This window comes from Citrobacter sp. Cpo091 (assembly GCF_030332645.1).
Classification (GTDB): Bacteria; Pseudomonadota; Gammaproteobacteria; order Enterobacterales; family Enterobacteriaceae; genus Citrobacter; species Citrobacter portucalensis.
Genome location: NZ_JAOWHL010000041.1, coordinates 156,681 through 183,276, shown reverse-complemented (window position 1 = coordinate 183,276; position 26,596 = coordinate 156,681). Strand labels below are relative to the sequence as shown.

Annotated in this window: 19 protein-coding genes; 11 read left to right on the top strand and 8 right to left on the bottom strand. The window is 53.8% G+C overall.

What is annotated here, in order from left to right; all coding sequences use genetic code 11:
• The first annotated feature begins 8 nt into the window (after window positions 1-8).
• Entirely contained in the window at window positions 9-1,598 is a 1,590-nt protein-coding gene (locus OGY04_RS22730; RefSeq protein WP_191222578.1) for an STY4199 family HEPN domain-containing protein, read from the top strand.
• 27 nt (window positions 1,599-1,625) lie between these two features.
• Here OGY04_RS22730 and OGY04_RS22725 read toward each other — a convergent pair whose 3' ends face one another.
• Window positions 1,626-3,275: an alpha,alpha-trehalase gene (locus tag OGY04_RS22725; RefSeq protein ID WP_286586054.1), complete on the bottom strand. Its 1,650-nt coding sequence runs from the start codon at window positions 3,273-3,275 to the stop codon at window positions 1,626-1,628.
• 427 nt (window positions 3,276-3,702) lie between these two features.
• Here OGY04_RS22725 and OGY04_RS22720 point away from each other — a divergent pair, with 427 nt between their 5' ends.
• Window positions 3,703-5,097: a cytochrome-c peroxidase gene (locus OGY04_RS22720; protein WP_008786400.1), complete on the top strand. Its 1,395-nt coding sequence runs from the start codon at window positions 3,703-3,705 to the stop codon at window positions 5,095-5,097.
• Between the two features lie 65 nt (window positions 5,098-5,162).
• Here OGY04_RS22720 and OGY04_RS22715 read toward each other — a convergent pair whose 3' ends face one another.
• A complete protein-coding gene (locus tag OGY04_RS22715; protein ID WP_020996067.1) occupies window positions 5,163-6,089 on the bottom strand; it encodes a LysR family transcriptional regulator in 927 nt (308 codons plus the stop codon).
• Window positions 6,090-6,272: 183 nt separating this feature from the next.
• On the opposite strand from OGY04_RS22715, the gene OGY04_RS22710 reads away from it, so the two are divergent.
• Window positions 6,273-7,436 (top strand): mandelate racemase/muconate lactonizing enzyme family protein, encoded by a 1,164-nt coding sequence (locus tag OGY04_RS22710; protein WP_008786398.1) that lies wholly within the window; start codon window positions 6,273-6,275, stop codon window positions 7,434-7,436.
• A gap of 85 nt (window positions 7,437-7,521) precedes the next feature.
• On the opposite strand, the gene gorA is transcribed toward OGY04_RS22710, so the two are convergent.
• On the bottom strand, window positions 7,522-8,874 hold the full coding sequence (gorA, locus tag OGY04_RS22705) for a glutathione-disulfide reductase (protein WP_286586053.1): 1,353 nt from the start codon (window positions 8,872-8,874) through the stop codon (window positions 7,522-7,524).
• 126 nt (window positions 8,875-9,000) lie between these two features.
• Window positions 9,001-9,843, bottom strand: coding sequence for a 23S rRNA (adenine(2030)-N(6))-methyltransferase RlmJ (locus OGY04_RS22700; RefSeq protein ID WP_191215330.1), 843 nt, complete (start codon window positions 9,841-9,843; stop codon window positions 9,001-9,003).
• 208 nt (window positions 9,844-10,051) lie between these two features.
• Between OGY04_RS22700 and prlC the strand changes: the two genes are divergently transcribed.
• On the top strand, window positions 10,052-12,094 hold the full coding sequence (gene prlC / locus OGY04_RS22695; RefSeq protein ID WP_060682916.1) for an oligopeptidase A: 2,043 nt from the start codon (window positions 10,052-10,054) through the stop codon (window positions 12,092-12,094).
• A 134-nt stretch (window positions 12,095-12,228) separates the two neighbouring features.
• On the top strand, window positions 12,229-12,978 hold the full coding sequence (gene rsmJ / locus OGY04_RS22690) for a 16S rRNA (guanine(1516)-N(2))-methyltransferase RsmJ (RefSeq protein ID WP_153687802.1): 750 nt from the start codon (window positions 12,229-12,231) through the stop codon (window positions 12,976-12,978).
• A 289-nt stretch (window positions 12,979-13,267) separates the two neighbouring features.
• Here the strand turns inward: rsmJ and OGY04_RS22685 are convergent, their stop codons facing one another.
• The gene (locus OGY04_RS22685) at window positions 13,268-14,467 is read right to left on the bottom strand and encodes an NAD(P)/FAD-dependent oxidoreductase (RefSeq protein WP_286586052.1); all 1,200 of its coding nucleotides are present in this window, start codon (window positions 14,465-14,467) and stop codon (window positions 13,268-13,270) included.
• Window positions 14,468-14,699: 232 nt separating this feature from the next.
• On the opposite strand from OGY04_RS22685, the gene OGY04_RS22680 reads away from it, so the two are divergent.
• Window positions 14,700-15,203: an RrF2 family transcriptional regulator gene (locus OGY04_RS22680; protein ID WP_003023361.1), complete on the top strand. Its 504-nt coding sequence runs from the start codon at window positions 14,700-14,702 to the stop codon at window positions 15,201-15,203.
• A gap of 87 nt (window positions 15,204-15,290) precedes the next feature.
• Here OGY04_RS22680 and dtpB read toward each other — a convergent pair whose 3' ends face one another.
• A complete protein-coding gene (gene dtpB / locus OGY04_RS22675; protein WP_048215357.1) occupies window positions 15,291-16,763 on the bottom strand; it encodes a dipeptide/tripeptide permease DtpB in 1,473 nt (490 codons plus the stop codon).
• A 281-nt stretch (window positions 16,764-17,044) separates the two neighbouring features.
• Window positions 17,045-17,482 carry a universal stress protein UspA gene (uspA, locus tag OGY04_RS22670; protein ID WP_003023368.1) on the bottom strand — a complete coding sequence of 146 codons (438 nt, stop codon included), beginning with the start codon at window positions 17,480-17,482 and terminating at the stop codon, window positions 17,045-17,047.
• 393 nt (window positions 17,483-17,875) lie between these two features.
• Here uspA and uspB point away from each other — a divergent pair, with 393 nt between their 5' ends.
• The gene (gene uspB, locus OGY04_RS22665) at window positions 17,876-18,211 is read left to right on the top strand and encodes a universal stress protein UspB (protein ID WP_003023371.1); all 336 of its coding nucleotides are present in this window, start codon (window positions 17,876-17,878) and stop codon (window positions 18,209-18,211) included.
• Between the two features lie 64 nt (window positions 18,212-18,275).
• Here the strand turns inward: uspB and pitA are convergent, their stop codons facing one another.
• Entirely contained in the window at window positions 18,276-19,775 is a 1,500-nt protein-coding gene (pitA, locus tag OGY04_RS22660; RefSeq protein ID WP_003827471.1) for an inorganic phosphate transporter PitA, read from the bottom strand.
• A 229-nt stretch (window positions 19,776-20,004) separates the two neighbouring features.
• On the opposite strand from pitA, the gene OGY04_RS22655 reads away from it, so the two are divergent.
• From OGY04_RS22655 to OGY04_RS22640, 4 genes are all read left to right on the top strand, one after another.
• A complete protein-coding gene (locus tag OGY04_RS22655) occupies window positions 20,005-21,198 on the top strand; it encodes a BaiN/RdsA family NAD(P)/FAD-dependent oxidoreductase (protein WP_008786394.1) in 1,194 nt (397 codons plus the stop codon).
• Between the two features lie 403 nt (window positions 21,199-21,601).
• Window positions 21,602-22,669, top strand: coding sequence for an HlyD family secretion protein (locus tag OGY04_RS22650; protein ID WP_003827499.1), 1,068 nt, complete (start codon window positions 21,602-21,604; stop codon window positions 22,667-22,669).
• Entirely contained in the window at window positions 22,666-25,413 is a 2,748-nt protein-coding gene (gene rbbA / locus OGY04_RS22645; protein ID WP_103284611.1) for a ribosome-associated ATPase/putative transporter RbbA, read from the top strand. The genes OGY04_RS22650 and rbbA overlap by 4 nt, the downstream gene beginning before the upstream one ends.
• Window positions 25,413-26,537, top strand: a complete 1,125-nt coding sequence (locus tag OGY04_RS22640) for an ABC transporter permease (protein WP_020996068.1) — start codon at window positions 25,413-25,415, stop codon at window positions 26,535-26,537. The genes rbbA and OGY04_RS22640 overlap by 1 nt, the downstream gene beginning before the upstream one ends.
• Window positions 26,538-26,596: the final 59 nt, after the last annotated feature.

Here is a 26,596-nt window from a genome sequence, read left to right as displayed (position 1 = left end):
GGAAGATGATGACCAATAGCGCGTTACAAGCGACATGTACACCCTTTGAACATTGTCTGGGGATTATCCGCCAGGCGTCGGTTGAAATATTACTGCTGCTAGGCGTACATGCCGCAGAAGGCAAAGACCCACGGTGGTTTCTCGAGCAACTGGATCAGGCACGACTGAATCTGGGCGGCTGGGGGGCTGTCGCCAGACGGTTGCAGATGAATGATGCGCAATTGAGCCAGTTCACTCTGCGGCTACGTCATCTTCAACAGAGTGTACCCCAATATGAAAATGGCCAGGACGTCAGTGAAAACCAGCTGATTTCAGCGCTGCGCTTTGTGGCTTCTCTGGAACAATTACGCCAGCAACAGCCCATCCTGAAGTATCAAACCGAAATTGCACCTGTGGAGCCGGATGCTCAGATGCGGGCGCAGCGTCAACTTCGCGCAATAGAATTAACCCTCAAATCTCTGATTGCACGGGTATGGCCGGATCAACATCCTCTCAACAGCTTTCTGAAACAGCACTTTGGTGGTGAACGTCTGCGTCGCTGGCTAAAGTTGGGCGAAGGACGAGATGCGCTGGACGGTATGATGTTTAGCGAGCTGGCGCTGATGGTCGTCGATAAGAAATTATTCGTTCGCCACTTTACGCAGATTTTTAACGATACCTCAGTGCTCATGTCATTTGTTGAGCCGCGCATCACGCTACGCATGTTTTTGGATGATTGCCGCCTGGCTCGTAACTGCGTTATCGCGCAGCAGCCGCTGACGTCAGTACAACTGATGTTGCTGGACTACCAGTACCGACAGATAACTCATCCTGTGCAACGGGCATTTGAAGAACGGCGTACGCGCATTAATCCTGCGTCGTATCTGGAATCTGATGAGGCCATGGTCCGCCAGTTTTGGGAAACAGCAAAGCAAAAAGACGAGCAAGCGGGAGGCGATAAGCATGAAATCGCAGACAGTATTGATCCGCCGGAAAAGCGGGCCAAGCGCACGGCGGAAGAACGTGAACAGCTGATTTCCGGCATGTTGTGGGTAGCGGTCGGCGTGATGGTGCTGGCGATTTCGCTGGGTGCGTTCTGGTTATTCACTTCGCCGGCGCCACAGTCGTCTTCCGGACAATCCGTTGAAATTGTGCAGGAGGAACCGCGACGCGATGCCCCCAGCGCACGGGAGGCGGTGACCCGAATGGGCATCACCTGGGATGCCTTTAACATGCGGGCGGCTATCGATCGCAATGACATCCGCGTGACGTCACTGTTCCTGCAGGGCGGGATGGACTGGAAGCTGGCGTGGACGGAGCAGGCATTTTCGGCGGGCAATACTGAGGTGTTGAGACTGTTGCTGCGTTACCCTTCGCAGATGGATGAAAGCAAACCATGCCGACAGTTTATGACTACGCTCAGCCATGCGATGTCGAATGGGGCATCGCTCACTTCGCTGCATAAAAGTTATCTGCAAAGTTTTTGTTCCGTGCCTGCGGTCGTTGCGCGTCAGCAATATGATCTTGAGCAGGCCGAGCTGCGTGTTCGCGCCCAGCCAAGCCCTGAGAACAAGAAATGGCAGAAAATTCACGCCGAGCTGTACGATGCAATTAACTGACAGCCTGATGACTCAGACCGTCAGCCGCTAGGGTTCGCCATACAAACCGATGAGTCGGCGCACCACGCCATTGGTCCAGCCAAAGCCGTCCTGCAACGGATATTCCCCGCCGCCGCCTTCACGCGGCGCGGCGTCGACTATGTGGTATTTTTCGATAAGCTTGTGGTGTTCCTGATAAAAGAGATTCACCGTTTTCAACCAGTTACGGGCAATTTCATCCCCGAGATGGTCGTCACCGTACAGTTTGAAGCCCTGGATCGCCATCCACTGCAGCGGCGCCCAGCCGTTGGGTTTATCCCATTGTTCCCCGGTTTCATGCTCTGTGGCTAAAATGCCACCGGGCGTGAGCAGGCGACTGCGAACTGCGTTAGCAAGCCGATCGGCTTGTTCATGCGTTGCCATACCGACATACAGCGGCACAATACTGGCGGCAGAGAACAGGGCCATTTGTTCGCGCCGCCAGTCGTAATCGCGATAGCAGCCGTTTTCATCGTCCCAGAGATAGCGGTTTACCGCATCACGACGATCGCTGGCTTTCTGGCGAAACAGCTCTTCCGTTTCTTTGTCACCTTTCAGCGCGGAAATATTGGCGATAGTGCTTTCCAGCTTGTAGAGGAATGCGTTCAGGTCAATTGGGATGAACTGCGTGGTGCGTATGCTGGCAAGGCGGCCTGCGTCGCGCAGCCAGCGCGATGAATAATCCCAGCCAGAAGCCGCGCCCGCGCGTAAATCCCGATACACTTCATTGGGCGGGCGACCCGAATGCTTGGCGGTCTCGACGTCTTCAAGCCATGACTCATCGCGCGGCGTATCACGATCGTCCCAATAGCGGTTAAGTAGAGAGCCGTCCGACATTCTGATCACGTGGCGGTAGGCCTGGTTGAGTACCAGGGAATCGGCGCCATCCATCCAGAACGCGTACTCCATTTTTAGATGATCAAGGTAACGACGCGCGCCGCGTACGCCATCTTCTTCAAACAGCTCCACCATCAGGGCAAAAACGGGCGGCTGTGAGCGACTCAGATAGTAAGTACGGTTGCCGTTCGGGATGTGACCATAGTTTTCAATCATCCAGGCAAAGTTATCTGCCATACATTTCAGCAGATCTTCGCGGCCGCTCTCTGCCAGACCCAGCATGGTAAAGTAGGAATCCCAGTAGTAGGTTTCGCTAAAACGCCCGCCAGGCACAATGTATGACTGCGGTAACGCCAGCAGCGAGGACCAGGGAATGTGATCCTGCGGCTCGCGCGTCAGCACCGGCCACAGTTGATCGATATGTTCTTTCAGCGAACTTTCCGGGTCAGAAACGTATTCGCTGGAGGGCGTTTCCGGGAGCCAGAAATGGTTCTCGATGAAGAGTCGCAGATCGAAGTCCCGATGGCGTTTAACCTTGCGATAGCGAATTAAAATGTCGAGCGGGTCCATTTTGGGCGCACAATCTGGGAAGGTTTTACTATCCGCAAACAGTTTGGATGACTGGACGTGTTCGAACAGTTCGAGATAACGATCGGCAGGGGTTAACGCATCTGAAGCGGGAAGTCCTTCAATCATCTCCGGCTCAGGCTCCGCCTCAATCATTTCATCCAGCTTTAACTCGCACGGATCCATTTCATAAAGCAGATCGATGTCGATCGTCATTTCTTCAGAAGGGGCGTGGGGTAGTTTCTGGTTGAGCATAATGAGAAAGACCTCCGATGGACGTTGAAAGATTAAGGCTATTGCCCGGTCGTCAGTTAAGCGTAGACATTCGCTTCGGTGTCGGGTGAGTAAAGCGTGCGGTTGATCACGTTTTAATGCTGAGCAAAATTTAAAGAATCAGACTATCCCAATGAAAATAATGGATAATTCAAAGTTCTGCATGATCTGAATATATTCCATTTTCAGAGCATTCGATTGCAACGAGGTGTGAACAGAGACAGGTAACGCCTTATCTCTATAATAGGCGCAGGCTATTCTATTGATAGTTCTCCTCCATGTAATTGCTTGATACTTATCAAAATAGTAATCCCCTTATTTCCTATGATGGTCAGGTCTGACAAAGACTGTGCATTAATTATTCTAATTTTTCTGGGTCACAATAACTCACAACGGTGAGGGTAAAATAATGAAAATCATTACCCGTCTTACCGCGATTGCCATAGCTGGCATCGTGATTTGTTATTTTGGATTATCCGGTTATGTGTGGTATCACGATAATCAACGTAGCAAACAGGCTGATGTTCAGGCCTCTACGCTGGAAGAAAATAATAAGGTATTAGGATTTTTACGCGAAAAAGGATGCGATTATTGTCACACGCCTTCAGCTGAATTACCTTTCTATTCTTCTTTTCCTGTCGCTAAGCAGTTGATGAATTATGATATTCAACTGGGATACAAATCATTCAATCTTGAGGCCGTTCGTGCGGCGCTGGTCGCAGATAAACCCGTTTCGCAAAGCGACCTGAATAAAATTGAATGGGTGATGCAGTACGACACCATGCCGCCAACGCGATATACCGCGCTGCACTGGGCCGGGAAGGTCAGCGATACGGAGCGAGCCGAGATCCTGGGCTGGATTGCGAAACAGCGTGAGCAGTATTACGCCAGTAACGATACCGCCGCGCAGCATCGTAATGAACCGGTACAACCGATACCAGAAAGTATCCCGACCGATGCCCGCAAAGTAGCGCTTGGCTTTACGCTTTACCACGACCCGCGTATTTCAGGCGACAGCACGATTTCTTGCGCGCATTGCCACGCCCTGAATGCAGGCGGCGTGGATGGCCGGAAAACGTCTATCGGCGTAGGTGGCGCCGTTGGCCCGATTAATGCGCCGACGGTGTTTAACTCGGTCTTCAACGTTGAACAATTCTGGGATGGTCGTGCGCCAACATTGCAGGCGCAGGCAGGCGGCCCGCCGTTGAACCCTATCGAAATGGCGTCTAAATCCTGGGATGAAATTATCCAGAAACTGGATAAAGATCCGCAATTGAAGCAAGAGTTTATCGCGGTTTATCCGCAGGGATTCAGCGGGGATAATATTACTGATGCGATTGCTGAGTTTGAGAAAACGCTAATTACGCCAAATTCGCCGTTTGATAAATGGCTACGCGGCGATGAAGCGGCGTTAACTGCTCAGCAGAAACATGGCTATCAATTGTTTAAAGATAATAAGTGTGCGACCTGTCATGGCGGTATTATTTTAGGCGGGCGCTCATTTGAGCCATTGGGTTTGAAAAAGGACTTTAATTTCGGTGAGGTCACTGCCGCAGATATTGGCCGCATGAACGTCACTAATGAATTACGTGACAAGCTGCGTCAAAAAGTCCCGGGCTTGCGTAATGTTGCGCTGACCGCACCTTATTTCCATCGCGGTGATGTGCCTACGCTCGATGGTGCGGTAAAACTGATGCTGCGTTATCAGGTGGGTAAAGAACTGCCGCAGGAAGATATCGACGATATCGTGGCGTTCCTCGAAAGCTTAAACGGCGTGTATACGCCATATATGCAGGGTAAATAACCTCTGGCGTTATCCAGCCTGACGCGTTTTGCAGGCTGGATAATTCTTCTTTACCTGGCGAGTATTTACCTCTGCTCATCCACAAATATTCCCCACAATTCTTCTACTGCTCTGGACATTCTGCCCGCAGGCCGAAACAGTCGGATATCAATGGGTATCCATAACCCGCTCTTCTGTGAAGCCGCCGCGGCGATCGTCCCGGCCTGAACGTCCGGGGCCGCCAGACTTTCCGGCAGCCAGGCAATGCCGTCCCCGGCTTTGACCATCGCCAGCAGCGTGGCGGCCAGATCGGCGGTGAATGCGATGTCCATACCGCGTCGGGCATGATTCACCGATGACGTGTTCGAGAGGATCCTCCCCAGACCGGATTCTGCAGAGAAGGAGAGAAACGGAAATTTTTTGCCCCCCGTAGCCTGCCAGAGCGGCTGATGAGAGCGGGGATCGCATTTGGAGTAAGGTAATAACATTTCTCGACCGAGACGGACGCTAAGATATTTCGTCTGATCGAGGTTGATGTGCATGTGAGGGTGGTAATAACACAGCAGAAACTGCGCATCCCCTTTTTCAATCATCCGTTCACAGGCGCTGAGCGTGTCTGACAGCAGGCGAAATGAGCCGAAACGGGCGATTTTTTCATTATTGCGCATCAGCGCCGGAAAAAATGAGAACGACAGGGAATGCGTTGCGGAGAAAATAACATCCGGTCGGGAATTTCCCGCCGCTTCGATGGTTTCATTTCTCAGGGTGTATAGCGCCCGGATCAGTTCGGGCACCTGAGCGACGAAAACTTCCCCCGCACGGGTCAGGCTGACACCACGGCGGTTACGTTCAAAAATCGGCGTTCCAAGCCACTCTTCCAGCGAAACAATGCGCCGACTGAATGCGGGCTGCGTCACATATCGGGAAGCGGCTGCGCGGGAGAAATTGAGTGACTGCGCCAGCGCAACGCAGTCTTCAAGCCAGGTGAGTTCCAGGTGATGCCGATTTTGCATTACAGCCAGCCTCTTTGGCATTAGATCAGTAAATAGGCACTGCTTAAGATGGAGAAATACAGGACGATGGCGTCCTTAAATGCTGCCTGAGTGCATTATGCCAATAATAAACCGGCATGAGTTATCACTTTTTACAGGCGCGTAAGTGCAAGCATAACTGACCAAGAACCCGCCGGAGAAAACATGCGTATCCTCGATGTTGTAGAAATTACCAAACCCATCGCTTCCCCTATTCGTAATGCCTATATCGATTTCAGCAAGATGACGACCAGCCTGGTGGCCGTTGTGACTGATGTTGAGATAGAGGGCCGCCGTGTGGTGGGATACGGATTTAACTCTAATGGCCGTTACGGCCAGGGGGGATTGATCCGCGAACGCTTCCGTAACCGCATTCTGGACGCTGACCCGGAAAGTTTGTTGAATGCCGAAGGCGATAACCTGGATCCGCATAAAATCTGGGACGTCATGATGAGTAATGAGAAGCCGGGGGGCCATGGTGAGCGTTCGGTGGCTGTGGGCACGCTGGATATGGCTATCTGGGATGCCGTTGCCAAAATTGCCAACAAGCCGTTGTTCCGTCTGCTGGCTGAGATGAAGGGTGTTGAGGCGAATCCACGCGTCTTTGTCTACGCGGCGGGAGGTTACTATTATCCGGGTAAAGATCTGAGCGCGCTGCGTCAGGAAATGCGAGGCTACCTGAACCGCGGCTACAACGTGGTTAAAATGAAAATCGGCGGCGCATCGTTGGAAGAGGACCGTCGCCGTATCGAAGCGGTGTTGACTGAAATTGGCGATGAAGCGCGTCTTGCCGTTGATGCCAATGGACGCTTTAATCTGGAAACCAGTATTGCCTATGCCAAAATGCTACGAGATTATCCATTGTTCTGGTACGAAGAAGCTGGCGACCCGCTGGATTATTCTCTCCAGGCCGCGCTGTCAGAATTTTACCCAGGTTCGATGGCGACGGGTGAAAATCTCTTTTCTCATCAGGATGCGCGCAACCTGCTGCGCTACGGCGGCATGCGCCCGGATCGCGACTACCTGCAATTTGACTGTGCGCTTTCCTACGGTCTGGTCGAATATCTGCGTACCCTCGACGTACTGGCGCAGTTTGGCTGGTCCCCATCACGCTGCATACCGCATGGCGGTCATCAGATGTCGCTGAACATTGCGGCGGGTCTTGGTCTCGGTGGGAATGAAAGTTATCCGGATCTGTTCCAACCGTACGGCGGTTTCCCGGATTCAGTTAAGGTGGAAGAGGGTCATATCGTCATGCCAGAACTGCCGGGCATAGGGTTTGAAGGGAAATCTGACCTGATTAAAGAGATGCGCGCGTTGGCCGAATAGCGCGGGCGGCGGTGACATAACACCCCTCCGGTTGCCGGAGGAGTGTTACTTAAGCGTGTAGTGAATAACGTCTACACATGGGCAATTAGCGCATAGTGACGAATTCTTCTGCCGCAGTCGGGTGAATAGCGACGGTGTTATCGAAGTCTTTCTTAGTCGCGCCCATTTTCAGCGCCACCGCGAAGCCTTGCAGCATTTCATCCATTCCAAAACCAATACCGTGAATACCGACAATTTTCTCTTCCGGACCGACGCAAACCAGCTTCATGCGGCATGGCTGACGGTGTGTGGTGACAGCGGTATACATTGCGGTAAATGATGATTTATACACTTTCACCTGGTCATCGCCGTGCTGTTCGCGAGCCTGCTGCTCGGTCAGGCCCACGGTGCCAATTGGCGGATGGCTGAAGACCACGGTCGGGATGTTGCTGTAGTCCAGATGCTCGTCCGGTTTGTTGTTAAACAGACGCTCGGACAGGCGACGGCCCGCGGCAACGGCAACCGGCGTCAGCTCAACGGCACCGGTATTGTCGCCGACGGCATAAATACCCGGCACGCTGGTGTTCTGGAATTTATCAACGACGATGTAGCCTTTTTCGTTGGTTTTCACGCCGGTAACAGCCAGATTGAAGTTGTCCGTTTCTGGCTCACGACCAATCGCCCAAATCAGGCAATCCACCGTTTCGCTACGACCATCTTCCAGTTGCAGAGTCAGGCTGCCGTCAGCGTTTTTAACAACCGCTTTTGGAATCGCGTGAGTATGCAGAGTCGGGCCTTCGGCGTTCATCACCTCAACCAGCGTGTCGACGATCATCGGATCAAAGCTACGCAGCGGCGCGTGTTTGCGTACGAACAGGTGCGTTTGGGCACCCAGGCCGTTAATCACGCCTGCCAGCTCAACGGCAATGTAGCCTGCACCAACAACAGCCACGCGTTCTGGTAACGCTGGCAGCTCAAAGAAACCATTAGAATCAATACCGTATTCCGCGCCAGGGACAGCCGGGCGACTCGGGCGACCACCAGTGGCAATCAAAATATGATCGGCAGTAATGGTTTCACCATTCACTTCAACGGTTTTTGCATCAACGAAGCGCGCAAAACCTTTAATCACATCGACATTATTTTTGCCCAGCACGTTGTCGTACGAGGTATGAATGCGATCGATATAAGCGGTACGGCTGGCAATCAGTTTATCCCAGTCGAACTTATTGATGGTGGTGTCGAAACCGTAATCCGGCCCGTACATATGGATCGCTTCGCGGACCTGTGCGGCATGCCACATCACTTTCTTCGGTACGCAGCCAACGTTAACGCAGGTGCCGCCTAACTCTTTGGCTTCAATCAGTGCGCATTTTTGACCGTACATTGCTGCACGGTTAATGGAGGCAATACCGCCGCTGCCGCCGCCAATAGCGATGTAATCGTAATGCCTGGTCATGGCTTTTCCTTTAACTGTTCTGTGAATGATTACCTGACAATATCGTGCTTATCAGGACTAACAAACATCGTCGGTGATTGCCGTAATTGTATGACACCGCCTGATAGGTTCCACTGATATTTGTGATTACTCAGGGACGATCCAGTTGACTGAAGTATGACCAGTTCCTGTCGGAACCAGTTTGCTGTGTAACCACGGTAGGACGTTGTTCATCTGCTGCTCCAGCTTCCACGGTGGGTTAATCACAATCATGCCGGATGCCGTCATGCCGCGCTGATCGCTGTCCGGGCGTACTGCCAGCTCAATTTGCAGAATTTTGCGGATGCCGGTGTCTTCCAGGTCGTGGATCATGCGCTTGATTTGTTGGCGCAGAACCACCGGATACCACAACGCATAGGTGCCGGTCGCGAAACGTTTGTAGCCTTCGTTAATACCGGTCACTACTGCCTGGTAGTCGCTTTTGATTTCGTAGGGTGGATCGATAAGGATCAACCCACGACGGGAAACTGGCGGTAATTTTGCTTTCAGCTGCTGATAACCATCGGCTTTGGCCACGCGAGCGCGCTCATCTTTCTGGAATTCGCCGCGCAGCAGAGGGAAGTCGCTCGGGTGCAGTTCAGTTAATTGCAGGCTGTCCTGTTCGCGCAGCAGCTGGCGAGCAATTAACGGAGAGCCCGGGTAGTAGCGCAGCTGACCGCTACGGTTGAAGTGTTGCACCACGCCAATGTAGGGTTCCAGCTCGACAGGCAAATCGTCCTGCTGCCAGATACGCGCGATCCCTTCCAGGTATTCACCGGTGCGTTCGGCATGCTCACTGCTCAGCTGATAACGGCCAGCACCAGCATGGGTGTCCAGATAGAGAAACGGTTTTTCTTTCTCTTTGAGCGATTCAATGATCAGGCTCTGAACGGTGTGTTTAAGGACGTCGGCGTGGTTGCCTGCGTGATAACTGTGGCGATAACTGAGCATGGGTAATGAAATTCCGCTGAAATGACGATTTGCCACAGTTTACAGCAGATCGACACGGATTACCCGTAGGCCCGGTAAGCGCAGCGTCACCGGGCGTCTTTCCATCACGGTTAGCATTGAAATCCTCTACACTTAACCCCATTGTACAAATTAATATGCACAGCGCCGGATACGCGCTTCATTCACTCTTTTCAACAGGACCGCGCTAATGACCAATCCATTGCTGACTCCCTTCGAATTGCCGCCGTTTTCTAAAATTCAGCCAGAGCACGTTGTGCCTGCCGTCACTAAGGCGCTGAACGATTGCCGTGAAAATGTTGAGCGAGTGGTTGCGCAGGGCGCGCCGTACACCTGGGAAAATCTCTGCCAGCCGTTGGCAGAAGTCGACGATGTGCTGGGGCGTATTTTCTCTCCTGTTAGCCACCTGAATTCGGTGAAAAACAGCCCGGAACTGCGTGAAGCCTACGAACAAACGCTGCCGCTGCTGTCTGAATACAGTACCTGGGTTGGACAACATGAAGGCCTGTACAAAGCGTACCGCGACCTGCGTGATGGCGATCATTACGCCACCCTGAACACCGCACAGAAAAAAGCGGTTGATAACGCGCTGCGCGATTTTGAGCTTTCTGGTATTGGTCTGCCGAAGGAAAAACAGCAGCGCTATGGTGAGATTGCCACCCGCCTGTCTGAGCTTGGCAACCTGTACAGCAATAACGTCCTCGATGCTACGATGGGCTGGACCAAGCTGGTGACCGACGAAGCGGAACTTGCCGGGATGCCGGAAAGCGCGCTGGCCGCCGCAAAAGCGCAGGCTGAAGCCAAAGAGCAGGAAGGCTATCTGTTAACCCTGGATATCCCAAGCTACCTGCCGGTGATGACCTACTGTGATAACCAGGGGCTGCGTGAAGAGATGTATCGCGCATACTCCACGCGCGCATCTGACCAGGGGCCAAACGCGGGCAAATGGGACAACAGCCCGATAATGGAAGAGATCCTCGCGCTGCGCCACGAACTGGCACAACTGCTGGGCTTTGAAAGCTACGCCTTTAAATCTCTGGCTACCAAAATGGCGGAGAACCCGCAGCAGGTACTCGACTTCCTGACTGATCTGGCGAAACGTGCCCGTCCGCAGGGTGAGAAAGAGCTGGCTCAGCTGCGCGCCTTCGCGAAAGCGGAATTTGGTGTTGATGAGCTACAGCCGTGGGATATCGCTTACTACAGCGAGAAACAAAAACAGCACCTCTACAGCATCAGCGACGAGCAGCTGCGTCCTTACTTCCCGGAAAACAAAGCCGTTAACGGTCTGTTTGAAGTGGTTAAACGTATTTATGGCATCACCGCCAAAGAGCGCACCGATGTTGACGTCTGGCATCCGGAAGTTCGTTTCTTCGAGCTGTACGACGAAAACAACGAGCTGCGCGGCAGCTTCTATCTTGATCTGTATGCCCGTGAACACAAACGCGGTGGGGCGTGGATGGACGACTGTGTCGGCCAGATGCGTAAGACAGACGGCACATTGCAAAAGCCGGTCGCTTACCTGACCTGTAACTTTAACCGTCCGGTGAACGGTAAACCTGCGCTGTTCACCCACGACGAAGTGATCACCCTGTTCCACGAGTTCGGCCATGGTCTGCACCATATGCTGACCCGTGTCGAAACCGCGGGCGTTTCCGGTATCAACGGTGTGCCATGGGATGCGGTCGAACTGCCGAGCCAGTTTATGGAGAACTGGTGTTGGGAGCCGGAAGCGTTGGCGTTTATCTCTGGTCACTTTGAGACCGGTGAGCCGCTGCCGAAGGAACTGCTGGATAAAATGCTGGCGGCGAAAAACTACCAGGCAGCGCTGTTTATTCTGCGTCAACTGGAGTTCGGTCTGTTTGATTTCCGTCTGCACGCGGAGTTTAACCCGCAGCAAGGGGCTAAAATCCTCGAGACGCTGGCGGAAATTAAAAAACAGGTCGCCGTGGTGCCGGGCCCAACGTGGGGCCGCTTCCCGCATGCCTTCAGCCACATTTTTGCTGGTGGCTACGCAGCGGGTTACTACAGCTATCTGTGGGCAGACGTACTGGCGGCAGATGCCTTCTCTCGCTTCGAAGATGAAGGGATTTTCAACCGTCAAACCGGACAATCGTTCCTCGATAACATCCTCACCCGTGGCGGTTCTGAAGAGCCGATGGAACTGTTCAAGCGCTTCCGTGGCCGCGAGCCACAGCTGGATGCAATGCTGGAGCATTACGGGATCAAAGGCTGATTTACCCGTCATACTTCAAGCTGCCTCTTCGGCAACTGCGCTCACTCACCCTGGTCACGTACTATTTGTACGTTCCCAGGGATTCCTTCACTTGTTGTCTTGATGCAACTCGAATTATTTAGGGTAAAGCGGAATTGAAAATCTGCTTAGTAGATGAAACAGGCGCCGGAGACGGCGCCTTATCTGTTCTTGCCGCCCGCTGGGGACTGGAACACGATGAAGATAACCTGATGGCGCTGGTGATGATGCCGGAACATCTGGAACTGCGCAAACGTGATGAACCCAAACTCGGCGGTATCTTCGTGGATTTCGTGGGTGGTGCGATGGCCCATCGGCGCAAATTTGGCGGTGGACGCGGTGAAGCGGTGGCGAAGGCGGTTGGCATTAAAGGCGATTACCTGCCGGATGTGGTCGATGCAACCGCGGGGCTCGGGCGCGATGCGTTTGTACTGGCCTCGGTAGGCTGCCGCGTACGAATGCTGGAACGTAATCCGGTGGTTGCGGCACTGCTCGATGATGGCCTGGCGCGCGGCTATGCCGACCCGGAAATCGGTCCGTGGCTGCAGGAACGTTTACAGCTGATCCATGCGTCGAGTCTGACGGCGTTAACCGATATCACGCCGCGCCCGCAGGTGGTGTACCTCGATCCGATGTTTCCACATAAGCAGAAAAGCGCGCTGGTGAAAAAAGAAATGCGGGTGTTTCAGTCGCTGGTGGGGCCGGATTTAGATGCGGATGGGCTGCTGGAGCCTGCGCGTCAGTTGGCCACCAAACGTGTGGTGGTGAAGCGCCCTGATTACGCTCCGCCGCTGGCGGATGTCGCCACGCCGAATGCGGTAGTCACGAAAGGGCATCGGTTTGATATCTACGCTGGGACAGCATAGTTTGTAGATCTGTGCGCTGTGCTGCCTGATGCGCTGCGCTTATCAGGCCTACGGCAGCGTGTGGTTTGTAGGCCGGATAAGGCGTTAGCCGCATCCGGCTTGGTGCGCTGTGTTGCCTGATGTGCTGCGCTTATCAGGCCTACGGCAGCGTGTGGTTTGTAGGCCGGATAAGGCGTTAGCCGCATCCGGCTTGGTGCGCTGTGCTGCCTGATGTGCTGCGCTTATCAGGCCTACGGCTGTGCGTGGTTTGTAGGCCGGATAAGGCGTTAGCCGCATCCGGCATAACCTATTAAACAAACGGTGCCAGCGGGTCGGCAATCTCAAATGCTACTGCTCGGTCTGCTTTCGGTGGGTAAATCAGCTCGCTGACAATCGACACCTTCAGCTTCTTCGCTTCTGCGCGCGTCAGTTTCACCTGCTGATCCCATCCTTCGCTATACACCGCACCCCAGGCACCAAGATCCAGGCAGGTGACGTAGTTTTCCTGACGATATGGCAATGGCGTTACGTCCAACAGGTCCGCCGCGGCGTTATTACCGGCAAATTTACCCAACAAAATCGCGTGCTGACAGGTCATTAACGCATGGTTGCCTTTGTCGTCGGTGGCGGCATAGGCCACATCGCCAGTGGCGTAGATATCATCGTGACCCACAACCTGCAGATTGGCATTCACATGCAGACGGCCCTGGCGATCGCGCGGGGCGTTAATCTGTGCTGTCAGGCTATTAGCCTGCACGCCGACGGTCCAGATAACCGTCTGAGAGGCAATCACCTGCCCATCTTTCAGCGTGACTCCGGAGGCATCCACACACTCTACTTCCGCATTGACCAGCCACTCGACGCCCAGTTCAGCAGAGGCTTCGATAATCACGTCACGTAATTCCTGGCTCCAGCGTCCGCCTGGCTGAGCACCGCGTTCAACTACGACAACTCTGGTCTTAGCATCAGTGCCCAATATTTCGCGCAAACGACCCGGTAATTCCAGCGCCATCTCTATCCCGGTGAAACCACCACCACAGACCACCACGGTATTACGAGCCTCACTTTCCGGTTGTAATGCCAGATTATTAATGTGCTGCTCCAGTACAGCGGCGCTCTCGAGTTGGTCGAGGTCAAACGCGTGCTCGGCGGCACCGGCGACGGCGTCGCGGTTTACGTGACTTCCGCTGGCGAGCACCAGGCGGTCATAGCGACGCAGATGAGTGTCACCGTTGGCATCTTTCCAGCTCACCTCTTTAGAGTCCGGGAGGATTTGCTCGACGTGACCTTGCAGGAAGTTGACGCCGGTAACGTCAAACAACGGTTGCAGTGGTGCGACCAGCGTATGAACGGCGCTTTCATAAAATCGTGGGCGGACACGCAGCTCCGGCTGTGGAGCAATTACTGTAATATCAATTGCCTGCTGATGTTTATCCGCCAGTCGTGCGGCGCTTAATGCTGCCCACATACCGGCAAAGCCGGCGCCCACGATCAGAATTTGTTTACGCATTGGGGTTTTCTCACTGGTGACTACGAATTATTTACTCGGATTTTATTTGTCGTAGTTATGAATTGCAATGCGATCGAGCTCCTTTTTGCCTTAAAGGGTGGTGTTTCTTGATTATCTGTTTGATAAATATGTGTTTAAATTTGTTTTGTGAAAAGGGGTCACTTTGCTGTCTGGAATGAATGAGATGAAAAAGCTACAATAAACTCAGATTCATTTTGGCTGAGATAAGAAAATGGCATTCTACAGTTCGGGAGTTGAGTACGGCATTCATAGCCTGATGTGTATGGTCGACAGTAAGGGCGACGCGCGGGATATGAGCGTGCGGGAAATAGCCGAACTGCAAAGCGTACCGTATGACTATCTGGCAAAAATTTTCACCCGTCTGTCCAAAGCGGGTCTGGTGCGCAGCATTGAAGGCAAAGGTGGCGGTTTCCAGTTAGCTAAACCCGCTGAACACATCACGGTGCTGGATGTGGTGAATGCTATTGATGGCGATAAGCGCATCTTTGAATGTCGTGAAATTCGCCAGCGGCTGGCGGTATTTGAGGAACATCCACCGGAGTGGGCCTGTGAAGGCATTTGTGGCGTGCGTTCGGTAATGGACATGGCTCAGCAGCGAATGGAAGAAGCGCTCGGCCAGCATACGATTCTGGACTTGGCGCGCAAAATGTACCGTAAAGCACCGGACACTTTTGTGGTGGAAGTGCAGGAGTGGATAGACGCGCGTAAAGGGTAGTGAGTGAAAATGCCCGATAGCGCAAGGCGACCGGGCATGTTGAATGTAGACCGGATAGGGGCAATAGCCGCCATCCGGCACTGAAGGTTATTGCTCGGTGCTCGGCGTATTAATCATACGGTTCAGCCATGGCACCATAATCGCCATCACGACCGTTACGGCCAGGGTGACAAGGCCAATCTTACTGAAGACGTTGGTATAGATAGGCAGCGTTTGCAGCGGGTCGGTGATGTTCTCTGGTACGGCGGTGAACGTAGCGACATAACCCCCCATCAGGAAGGCTGCGGCCTGCGTCAGGAACCACATCCCAAGAATGAAGCCCATCAGGTGTTGTGGCACGAGAGCGGCGACCATAGCCAGTCCCAGGGCGCTAATCAGCAGTTCACCCAGGCTCTGGAACAGATACACCAGCACGATAAACCACGGCGACGTCAGCCCTTGTGCATCGGCAAACCACATCCCGGCAGCGGCGGCCGTCAGGAAGCCCAATGAGCACAGGAACATACCGAGCGTAAATTTCATCGGCATGGTCAGGTCTTTGCCTTTGTTGCCCAGACGGGTATAGATTGCGGCCAGTACCGGACTCGCCAGTACCACCCAGAACGGGTTCAGCGCCTGGAAGCTCACCGGGTTGATGGCGAAACCAAGAATTTCATGGTGTACGTTATTGATCGCAAAGAAGTTTAGCGATGTCGGCATCTGCGCGTACAGCACGTAGAACACCACCGCTTCCAGCATCAGGATAAAGGCCACGAACATCTTGTTGCGCCCGGTTTTATCCAGTTTGAATGCCTGACGGAAGAAGATGATGGTCACGGCAATCGACAGGACGATCAGCACCAGGTTGGCAATCTGCACGTTGTGCATCAGCCAGGCGCAGATAAATACCATCACTACCGTACCGGCCAGCACGTACAGCAGGTTACGGAAGTTCAGTGGCTTATGGTCTGGCTCAGAGCCGATATTTTTCACCATTCCGCGGCAGGCAAAGTAGACCAGCAGCGCGACGATTAGTCCGGCTCCGCACAGGTTGTAAGTCACAGCATAGCCAAACTTATCGGCAATCACCGGCGCCAGCGACAGTGACAGCAGCGAACCGATGTTAATCGACATGTAAAACAGGGTGAAAGCACCGTCCAGACGGGCGTCTTTCGGGGGATAGCATTTTGACAGCAGGCTTGCCGGGTTGGCTTTAAATAACCCGTTACCAACGGCAATGGTACCCAAAGCAATAAAGATCAGATCCGGCTTAAGCAGCGACATCCCGGTCATGAAGTAGCCGATTGCCAGCACAATGGCACCGAGTACCAGCGTGCGCTTGGTGCCTAACAGGTGGTCGCCGACGTAGCCGCCGATCGAGATCAGGCCGTAAACCAGTGCGGCAAAGGCACCAAAGGTGACAAATGCCTGTTCTTGTGAAAATCCGAGCTGCTTAACAAAAAATACCGCCAGGATGCCCTGTACGCCGTAATAGCCAAATCGTTCCCATAATTCCACAAAGAAGATCATGAAGAACGGACGAGGTTGCTGCAGCAAGCCCGTAGGTGCAGTTTTATTCATATTCCATCGCCTTTCAAAGCCATCCCGAAAAGTATGAACGCGTATGCTTAAACGCGCCGAAAAAGTCTTATTTTGTTATAGACTGCGGTTATTGGCCGCAAGGGTAGAGTATTATAGAGATAGTTTTCGATCCAATTAGTTGATCACACTAATTATGATTTGTTTGTTGGGTTGATGTACTAATTGTGACCGAGTGATAAAAACAAAAACGCCCGCGAAGGCGGGCGTTTACAGGCTTAACGACTTGCAGTGGGCCGGGTTAACTTCCGGCGGCAAGCATTTTATGCTTCTTCGTCGTCACGCAGCGGAACAATCAACATGTCGACGTGGACGGTGTTGATCAGTTGGCGCGCGGAGGACATCAGTTTGCTCCAGAAATCCTGGTGGTGACCACAGACGACCAGATCCATGTCGTATTTTTTGATGGCATCAACCAGAACCTGACCCAAGTCGCCGCTACCGCTCAGGGTTTCGGTGATAGGGTAGCCTGCATTGGTGGACAGCTCGGTTAACGCGTGGTGGGTTTCTTCAGAAATGCGTTTCTGCATGTCGCCCAGATTCACGTCGATGAGCCCGGTGTACAGGTCGGAATAGTTTACGTCAACGTGGATAAGGGAGACTTTAGCATTGTAAGGTCGCGCCATAGAAACCGCTTTTTCAACCAGAACTTTGCTTTCCGGAGAAAGATCAACCGCGATAAGAATGTGTTTATAAGCCATAGTGTTACTCCTTCCATAAGTTGTCGATGACTAGCCTGCTGGCGTTATATGCCGCCGCGTCATCCGCGTCCTGCGAACCTTGTGCGCGGGGCTAGCCCAGTCGTAAAAAACGTACCATATAAGGACTATCCTTACATTATAGCGACCAGGATAATCCGTCAATCCGCCTTGCTTGCCAAATAGTTAAACAAATTTTTTAGTTAATTGCATTGATAGCGATTAACCTTATGGCAAAAAAATTAACTAATCTCCTACACTATTTAAAGAGGCGTTCGGATGCGTGATACTAACACGAACGGTTTCGGCTGCACTCTTCATTGAATGGTTTGGCAGGGTATCGGGGAGCGGTAGTCCCGGAAAGGAGTTCCGTGGGCGGGTCGCCGGGGAGGAGGTATGATAAGCACCATTGCATTATTCTGGGCTTTATGTGTCGTTTGCATTGTTAATATGGCGCGCTATTTTTCTTCGCTACGCGCACTGTTAGTGGTACTTCGTGGTTGCGATCCATTACTTTACCAGTATGTAGATGGAGGGGGCTTTTTTACCTCGCATGGGCAACCGAACAAGCAGATGCGTCTGGTGTGGTATATCTACGCTCAGCGTTACCGCGATCATCATGATGATGAATTTATTCGCCGCTGTGAGCGGGTTCGCGGTCAGTTCATTCTCACCAGCGCGCTATGCGGCCTGGTGCTAATCAGCATGGTTGCGCTGATTATCTGGCACTGATGCCAACAACAGATACAAAAAAAGCGGGTCAGCTTCCTGACCCGCTTTTTTACCGTGCATTCGCTTAGATAAGCTTCAGGGAGAGCCAGTACAGCACCCCGGAAAGAATAATCGCAGCTGGCAGGGTGAAGACCCAGGCCATCAGAATGCTGGTTACCGTTTTACGCTGCAATCCGCCGCCATCAACAACCATCGTCCCCGCAACGGAAGAGGAGAGAACGTGGGTGGTGGAAACGGGCATACCGGTGTAGCTGGCGAGACCGATAGAGACTGCGGCGGTCATCTGAGCCGACATCCCCTGGGCATAAGTCATGCCTTTCTTACCGATTTTCTCGCCGATGGTGGTGGCAACGCGACGCCAGCCAATCATCGTACCAATACCCAGCGCCAATGCGACGGCCATAATGATCCAGATAGGCGCGTACTCAATGGTGCTCAGCATGTCAGCTTTCAGTTTTTTCAGCAGACGCTGATCGTCAGCGCTTACGCCAGGCAGCTTAACCACTTTATCGGTGGTATCAGAGATGCACAGCATAATACGGCGCAGTTGACCACGCTGTTCGACGCTTAATTTGTCGTAGGTTTCCAGGTTCGCCAGCATACCTTTCGCACGTTCCAGCGCGTTGATGGTATTCGCCGGGTGGCAATGGAACTCTGTCGTCGTCGCGGGTGCCGCGTCCGTCGGGGACGGAATCAGCTGGTCTACGCCTGTGGCCTGTTTAAGCAGGTCAGGGCGCTGCTGGAAGAAGACTTCGACGTTATTGATTGCATCACGGGTACGGGTAATCTCGTAACCGGAAGCATTCATATTCACCACGAAGCCTGCAGGCGCTACGCCAATCAGCACCAGCATCACCAGACCAATGCCTTTCTGCCCGTCGTTAGCGCCATGAGAGAACGCTACGCCGATAGCGGAGAGGATCAGTGCGATACGGGTCCAGAACGGCGGCTTTTTCTTGCCATCTTTCTTTTCACGTTCTGCTGGCGTCAGGTGGATACGGGCACGTTTTTTTGTACCGCTCCAGTAACGACGCAGAATGAAAATAAGACCGCCTGCAACCACCAGACCAACAATTGGCGAGATGATAAGCGAAGCAAAAATACCGATAACTTTCGGAATGTTAAGTGCGTCCACCACCGAGGTGCCGGTCATCAGTGCATTGGTTAAACCAATACCGATAATGGCGCCAATCAGCGTGTGGGAGCTGGATGCAGGTAAACCAAAGTACCAGGTACCCAGGTTCCAGATAATTGCCGCCAGCAGCATGGAGAACACCATGGCAAGGCCATGTGACGATCCCATATTAAGCAGCAGATCCGTTGGTAGCATATGCACGATGGCATACGCCACGCTGAGACCACCCAGCAAAACACCAAAGAAGTTGAACAACGCAGCCATGACCACCGCCAATTGCGAACGCATTGCACGGGTATAGATCACGGTTGCGACAGCATTGGCTGTGTCATGGAAGCCGTTAATTGCTTCGTAGAACAGCACAAAAGCCAGAGCAAGCAATAGTAAAAGCCCGGTATGTAAATCCAGGCCAGCAAACAAATGTAGCATAGGACGTTACGCCATTTTGAGGACATGAACGCGGCGCATTATCAGTGACTTTGGCGGCGCGGGCAAAGTGAAATATAGAGTTTTTTTGATTTGTCTCCTGCTTTGTTTTACACCACTAAAGAATTATCCTATATATTTCAGTTAAATACCCTTTATCGGTAGTTTGGTGCTGGTGCGACCACTGAGGAATCTTTACAATTCACACCCGCTTTTTAGAGAGGATCGCAACGTGGAAAGGTTTGATACCGTTATTATAGGCGCTGGCGCAGCGGGTATGTTTTGTGCCGCGCAGGCAGGACAAGCAGGTAGTCGAGTACTGCTTATTGATAATGGTAAAAAGCCAGGACGCAAGATTCTCATGTCTGGCGGGGGACGCTGCAACTTTACCAATCTTTATGTCGAACCGGCCGCCTATTTGAGCCAAAACCCCCATTTTTGCAAATCGGCACTGGCACGCTATACGCAGTGGGATTTTATCGACCTGGTGGGCAAACACGGTATTGCCTGGCACGAAAAAACGCTGGGTCAGCTGTTCTGCGATGATTCCGCTCAGCAAATTGTCGATATGCTGGTAGACGAGTGTGAAAAAGGTAACGTAACTATGCGGTTACGGAGCGAAGTCCTGAGCGTGGTGCAGGATGATGAAGGTTTCACCCTCGAACTGAACGGCATGACGGTCGGCACGAAAAAACTGGTTATCGCTTCCGGTGGGCTTTCGATGCCGGGTCTGGGGGCAACGCCTTTTGGTTATAAAATTGCCGAACAGTTCGGACTGAAGGTGTTGCCAACGCGCGCGGGACTGGTGCCCTTTACATTGCATAAGCCACTGCTGGAGCAGCTTCAGGTGCTCTCTGGCGTGTCGGTCTCCTCCGTTATCACTGCCGAGGATGGCACCGTATTTCGCGAAAATCTGCTCTTTACACACCGAGGACTTTCGGGCCCAGCTGTTTTGCAGATTTCCAGTTTTTGGCAGCCAGGCGAATTTGTCAGCATTAATTTGTTGCCGGATGTTGACCTTGCGAGCTTCCTCGACGAACAACGTAGCGCACACCCTAACCAGAGCTTAAAGAACACCTTAGCAATGCAGTTGCCAAAGCGTCTGGTGGAATGCCTGCAGCAGTTAGGGCAAATTCCTGACGTGTCTCTGAAGCAGCTTAACGTGCGCGATCAACAGACGCTGGTTGAAACGCTGACCGAGTGGCGGGTGCAGCCGAACGGTACGGAAGGGTATCGTACCGCTGAAGTCACGTTGGGCGGCGTTGATACCAACGAGCTGTCATCGCGCACGATGGAAGCCCGCAAAGTGCCAGGGCTCTACTTTATCGGCGAAGTGATGGACGTCACCGGCTGGTTGGGAGGCTATAACTTCCAGTGGGCATGGTCGAGCGCCTGGGCATGCGCGCAGGATTTGGTGTCTGAATAAGCGAAGACGATACGTTGAGCGTGGACCCGCTGCGTTTTACATAAAGCTCACTTGTGAAATTTGCCCGGTAAATGGATTGCCGGGCACGGTTTTTTGCCTGCAACATACCTGCTACAACCGAATAGACATATTGAATCCAGGTGTTAGTATTCAATAGACAGCAGTAATGAGTATGCGTGTTTCATTTCCGGCCAGGAACGCTGATGATGACAACATTACTACCCGATATCACAGCATTTTCATCATTCACTTCCTTCGCGGCGCAGGTTGCTTACATGCCTGTCTGCTCTCTGGCCATTGTTTCTCATTCCTTCTTATCCCGGATGGAATCTCCCGCTGAATAGCTGTTCAGTGGGCTTTGTGACACGCATCGTTTGATAACAGGGATTACGGCGGGTCGAATATGGATAAGTTTAAACGTCATATGATGTGGTGGGTGGCGGGCATTCTGGTCGTGGTGGCCGCGATAGCCTGGTGGATGCTGCGCCCTGCGGGAATACCGGAGGGGTTTGCAGCCAGCAATGGCAGAATTGAAGCTACCGAAGTGGATATTGCCACCAAGATTGCCGGGCGAATTGACACGATCCTCGTGTCGGAAGGGCAGTTCGTTCGCCAGGGCGAAGTGCTGGCGAAAATGGATACCCGCGTGCTGCAGGAGCAGCGGCTGGAAGCGGTAGCCCAAATCAAAGAGGCCGAAAGTGCGGTGGCGGCAGCGCGGGCGTTGTTAGAGCAGCGGCAAAGTGAAATGCGCGCCGCGCAGTCGGTGGTAAAACAGCGTGAGGCGGAACTGCAGTCGGTCTCTAAACGTCACGTGCGTTCCCGTTCGCTATCCCAGCGAGGGGCGGTGTCCGAGCAACAACTGGATGACGATCGGGCCGCGGCAGAAAGCGCACGTGCCGCGCTGGAGTCGGCAAAGGCGCAGGTCTCTGCGGCCAAAGCGGCAATTGAAGCCGCTCGTACCAGCATCATTCAGGCGCAAACCCGCGTAGAAGCCGCGCAGGCTACCGAACGTCGTATTGCGGCTGATATTGATGACAGCGAGTTGAAAGCCCCGCGCGATGGCCGCGTACAGTACCGCGTAGCTGAACCGGGCGAGGTGCTTTCCGCAGGCGGTCGCGTGCTGAATATGGTCGATCTCAGCGATGTCTACATGACGTTCTTCTTGCCAACCGAACAGGCTGGTTTACTGAAGATTGGCGGAGAAGCGCGGCTGGTGCTGGATGCTGCGCCGGATCTGCGTATTCCGGCGACCATCAGCTTTGTGGCTAGCGTCGCGCAGTTCACGCCGAAAACGGTCGAAACCAGCGATGAACGGCTGAAACTGATGTTTCGCGTCAAAGCGCGTATCCCGCCAGAGCTGTTACAGCAGCATTTGGAGTACGTGAAAACCGGTCTGCCGGGCATGGCGTGGGTGCGTGTTGATGAAAGTCGCGCCTGGCCTGACGACCTGGTGGTGAGGTTGCCGCAATGACGCATCTGGCGCTGGTTCCCGTTCCTCCCGTGGCGCACCTTGACGGCGTGAGTCAGCATTACGGGAAAACGGTAGCGCTGAACAATATCACGCTGGATATCCCTGCCCGCTGTATGGTGGGGCTGATTGGCCCGGACGGCGTCGGAAAATCGAGCCTGCTATCGCTCATCTCCGGCGCACGGGTTATTGAACACGGCAACGTGATGGTGCTGGGCGGCGATATGCGCGACCCAAAACATCGCCGGGATGTCTGCCCGCGCATTGCCTGGATGCCGCAGGGGCTGGGGAAAAACCTGTATCACACGCTGTCGGTATATGAGAACGTCGATTTCTTTGCCCGCCTGTTTGGGCATGACAAAGCGGAGCGTGAGGCGCGGATTACCGAGCTGCTGAATAGCACCGGACTGGCACCGTTTCGCGACCGTCCTGCCGGGAAGCTCTCGGGCGGGATGAAGCAAAAGCTGGGGCTGTGCTGCGCGTTAATCCACGACCCGGAACTGTTAATTCTCGATGAACCCACCACCGGGGTCGACCCGCTGTCCCGCGCCCAGTTCTGGGATCTGATTAACAGCATTCGCCAGCGGCAGACCAACATGAGCGTGCTGGTTGCGACCGCTTATATGGAAGAAGCCGAGCGCTTTGACTGGCTGGTGGCGATGAACGCCGGGGAGGTGTTAGCTACCGGGAGCGCGCAGCAGCTACGTGAGCAAACCAACAGCAACACGCTGGAGCAGGCGTTTATCGCGCTGTTACCTGAAGCCCAGCGCCAGGCGCATAAACCGGTAGTGATCCCGCCGTATCACGCTGAGCAGGAAGAGATTGCCATCGAGGCGAAAAACCTGACCATGCGCTTCGGTAAATTTGTGGCGGTGGACCACGTTAACTTCCGCATTCCGCGCGGGGAAATCTTCGGTTTTCTCGGCTCCAACGGCTGCGGTAAATCCACCACCATGAAAATGCTCACCGGACTGCTGCCCGCAAGCGAAGGCGAGGCGTGGCTGTTTGGACAAGCGGTTGATCCGAAGAATATCGATACCCGCCGCCGGGTAGGCTATATGTCGCAGGCATTTTCGCTCTACAGCGAGCTGACCGTCCGGCAAAACCTCGAACTACATGCGCGGCTGTTCCATATCCCCGAAGCAGAAATCCCTGGGCGGGTGCAGGAGATGAGTGAGCGCTTTTCGCTGACCGATGTCGAAGATGCGCTGCCCGGTGCGCTGCCGTTGGGGATCCGTCAACGCCTGTCGCTGGCGGTGGCGGTGATCCATCGCCCGGAGATGCTCATCCTTGATGAACCGACCTCCGGGGTCGATCCGGTAGCGAGGGATATGTTCTGGCAACTGATGGTTGATCTGTCGCGCCAGGACAAAGTGACCATTTTTATCTCCACCCACTTTATGAACGAAGCGGAGCGCTGCGACCGCATGTCGCTGATGCACGCCGGAAAAGTACTGGCCAGCGGTACGCCGCAGGAGCTGGTGAAACAGCGTGGAGCTGCCAGTCTGGAAGAGGCGTTTATCTCCTGGTTGCAGGAAGCGGCAGGCCCGGCGCCGGAAGCTCAGTTAGCGCCAGCCAATGTCCAGACAGTGCATGAAAACAGTAAGCCGCCGCGGCAAGGCTTTAGCCTGCGGCGCTTGTTCAGCTACAGCCGTCGTGAAGCGCTGGAGCTGCGACGTGACCCGGTACGTTCAACGCTGGCGCTGATGGGCACAGTGATCCTGATGCTTATCATGGGCTACGGCATCAGCATGGATGTGGAAAACCTGCGTTTTTCGGTGCTCGACCGCGACCAGACCGTCAGCAGCCAGGCGTGGACGCTGAATCTGGCGGGATCGCGCTATTTTATCGAACAACCGCCGCTCACCAGTTATGACGAGCTGGACAAACGGATGCGTTCAGGTGAAGTTGCGGTAGCAATTGAAATTCCGCCAAATTTTGGCCGCGATATCGCGCGTGGAACGCCGGTGAAGATTGGCGTCTGGGTCGATGGCGCAATGCCAAGCCGCGCTGAAACGGTCAGGGGTTACGTGCAGGCGATGCACCAGACCTGGCTGCAGGATGTGATGGCGCGCCAGCCAAATGCCAGCGGGCAAAACGGGCTGATGACCATTGAAACTCGCTATCGTTACAACCCGGATGTGAAGAGTCTACCGGCGATTGTTCCGGCAGTGATCCCACTGCTGTTGATGATGATCCCTTCCATGCTCAGCGCCCTCAGCGTGGTGCGTGAGAAAGAGCTGGGGTCGATTATCAATCTGTACGTTACGCCCACGACCCGCAGCGAGTTTTTACTCGGCAAACAGTTGCCGTACATCGTGCTGGGCATGCTGAATTTCCTGCTGTTGTGCGCGCTGTCGGTGTTTGTATTCGGCGTTCCGCATAAGGGGAGCTTTGTGACCCTGACGCTGGCTGCGCTGCTGTACGTCACCATTGCCACCGGGCTGGGGCTGTTAATCTCCACGTTTATGAAAAGCCAGATCGCGGCCATTTTTGGTACGGCGATTATTACGCTGATCCCGGCGACGCAGTTTTCCGGAATGATCGATCCAGTTGCCTCGCTGGAAGGGCCGGGTCGGTGGATTGGTGAAATTTATCCGACCAGCCATTTTCTGACCATCGCGCGTGGAACGTTCTCTAAAGCGTTGGATCTGACCGATCTCTGGCAGCTGTTTATTCCGCTGGCGGTAGCCATTCCGGTGGTGATTGGTCTGAGCGTATTACTGCTGAAAAAACAGGAGGGGTGATGCGCCGATTACGCAATATTTATAACCTCGGCATCAAAGAGTTGCGCAGCCTGCTGGGTGACAAAGCGATGCTGACGCTGATCGTCTTCGCCTTCACGATTTCGGTTTATTCTTCCGCGACCGTCCTGCCGGGTTCGCTGCATCTGGCACCGATTGCTATTGCCGATATGGACCAGTCGCAGTTGTCGAATCGGATTGTGAACAGCTTTTATCGCCCGTGGTTTTTACCGCCGGAGATGATCACTGCCGATGAAATGGATGCCGGGCTGGACGCCGGGCGCTATACCTTCGCCGTAAACATTCCGCCTGATTTTCAGCGTGATGTGCTGGCCGGACGACAACCGGATATACAGGTTAACGTCGATGCCACGCGCATGAGCCAGGCGTTTACCGGCAACAGCTATATCCAGAATATCATCAGCGGCGAGGTGAACAGCTTTGTGGCGCGTTACCGCGATAACAATGAGCCGCCGGTGGCGCTGGAAATGCGCATGCGCTTTAACCCTAATCTGGAACCCGCCCGCTTTGGCGCGGTGATGGCGATTATCAACAACATCACTATGTTGGCGATTGTGCTGACCGGTTCGGCGTTGATCCGCGAACGCGAGCACGGGACCATTGAACATCTGCTGGTGATGCCGGTGACGCCGTTTGAGATCATGATGGCAAAAATCTGGTCGATGGGGCTGGTGGTGCTGGTGGTTTCCGGTCTGTCGCTGATGCTGATGGTAAAAGGCGTGCTCGGGGTGCCGATTGAAGGTTCGATACCGTTGTTTATGCTGGGCGTGGCGCTGAGCCTGTTCGCCACCACCTCGATCGGCATTTTTATGGGCACGCTGGCGCGCTCCATGCCGCAGCTGGGGCTGCTGATGATTCTGGTGCTGCTGCCGTTACAGATGCTTTCAGGTGGCTCCACACCGCGTGAAAGCATGCCGCAGGCGGTGCAGGACATTATGCTGACCATGCCGACTACCCATTTCGTCAGTCTCGCGCAGGCGATACTTTATCGCGGAGCCGGGTTTAGCATTGTCTGGCCGCAGTTTCTGACGCTGCTGGCGATTGGCAGCGCGTTCTTCCTGATAGCACTGCTGCGTTTCAGAAAGACGATTGGTACGATGGCGTAATCATTATTGCCGGGGGTGCTTCGCTTGCCTGGCCTACAAACGGTAACGGACGTAGGCCG